This is a genomic window from Brachyspira sp. SAP_772 (assembly GCF_009755885.1).
Lineage (GTDB): Bacteria > Spirochaetota > Brachyspiria > Brachyspirales > Brachyspiraceae > Brachyspira.
Window position 1 is genome coordinate 1 of the sequence record NZ_VYIX01000165.1, and the last position, 708, is coordinate 708.

General features: G+C 31.1%; 1 protein-coding gene and 1 pseudogene. Both read left to right on the top strand.

Annotated elements, in window-relative coordinates; translation table 11 throughout:
* Positions 1–14: 14 nt before the first annotated feature.
* Positions 15–266: pseudogene (locus GQX97_RS13275) on the top strand (PLP-dependent transferase); the annotation flags it as partial.
* A 27-nt stretch (positions 267–293) separates the two neighbouring features.
* The coding region (locus GQX97_RS13280) for an alpha/beta fold hydrolase (protein ID WP_157152295.1) at positions 294–708 on the top strand (415 nt) is incomplete at its 3' end.

Sequence of the window (708 nt, forward strand, 5' to 3'; positions counted from 1 at the left end):
TGGCATAAAGGGCTGGCATAAAGGGCGGATATGATGCTGCTGTTAAGTTTATAGACAATATAAAACTATTTTCTCATCTTGTTAATGTGGGAGATGTTAAGAGTTTGGTTGCACACCCTGCTTCTACAACGCATTCTCAATTATCTGAAGAAGAGTTAATAAATGCAGGTATTACCAAAAACTTTATAAGACTTTCTATAGGAATAGAGCATATAGATGATATATTRTATTATCTTGATGAGGCTTTAACTATAGCAAGTAAATAATAAATCAAAAAATAGGGTAAGTTGTGTATGATAGAATATTTTAATTATAATAAARCTTTTAAATTTGAAAACTCTGCTGCTATAGATAATTTAAAAATAGCTTACACTACAAATGGTAAATTAAATGATAAAAAAGATAATGCCATATTAATTTGCCATGCTTTYACAGGGGAYAGYGATGTTCTAACTTGGTGGAGCAATTTTGTTGGCAAGAAAAAAGCTATAGACACAGATAAATATTTTGTAATATGTTCAAATGTGCTTGGAGGCTGCTACGGTACTACTGGTCCTTCATCAAAGAAACCTAATAGTAATTTGTGTTATGGTACAGATTTTCCAAGCTTTACTATGAAAGAYATTGTAAAGGCTCAAAAGTTATTAATAGATTATTTGAAGATAAATAAGCTTTATGCTGTTGTAGGCGGTTCTATGGGCGGAATTC